At 68.7% G+C, this 632-nt stretch carries 1 protein-coding gene and 1 pseudogene; one reads left to right on the top strand and one right to left on the bottom strand.

The genetic code is table 11. The features are described from left to right. Window positions 1-361: pseudogene (locus RHBS_RS28405) on the top strand (KR domain-containing protein); the annotation flags it as partial. 46 nt (window positions 362-407) lie between these two features. Here the strand turns inward: RHBS_RS28405 and RHBS_RS29530 are convergent. Continuing rightward, the coding region (locus RHBS_RS29530) for a hypothetical protein (RefSeq protein ID WP_236745433.1) at window positions 408-632 on the bottom strand (225 nt) is incomplete at its 5' end.

Raw genomic sequence — 632 nt, 5'->3', positions numbered from 1 at the left:
TACGCAAGCTCGCCGCCGCGTCTCGCGTCGACTTCGCCGCCGCGGCCGCAGCCGTACTGACACTGGACGATCAAGGCGGAAAGATCTACGAGCTCGGCGGCGACGAACGCCTCACCTACGCCGAGCTCGCGGCGGTCATCAGCGAGATCTCCGGCAAGTCGATCGTCTACAAGGACGTCTCCGAGTCCGAGTACACCGCGATTCTCCAAGGCGCGGGACTGCCCGACTTCGTCGCAAGCATGTTGGCCAGCGCGGACGCAGGAATCGCTCGCGGCGAGCTCGACACCGATTCCGGAGACCTGCAGGCCTGATCGGTCGAGCATCCACCCCGGTCGCAGACGTACTCCGCGCCGCAGTGTGACGGGCATCGGAGGCGGTACTTGTAGCGTGGGCGCGGTGAATCACTCCTACACCCGCACCATGTTCCTGGCCGCCTCCGTCTCGCTCGTCCCGCTGACGGGTGCCTGCAGCTCGGACTCGGACGACTCGTCCCCGGCGACCTCCACGTCCTCGGCTTCGTCCGACGCTGCTGCCCCGGCCGCCTCGAGCACCTGCCCCACGGCGACACCCGACGCCGCAGCCACCCCCGAATGGACGCTCGACGGGGACTCCGGCAGCATCGCCGTCGTCGG

The sequence above is a fragment of the Rhodococcus sp. BS-15 genome, assembly GCF_000813105.1.
Lineage (GTDB): Bacteria > Actinomycetota > Actinomycetes > Mycobacteriales > Mycobacteriaceae > Rhodococcoides.
The sequence above is the reverse complement of the archived record's forward strand: the minus strand, read 5'-3'. Positions and strand labels throughout refer to the sequence as shown.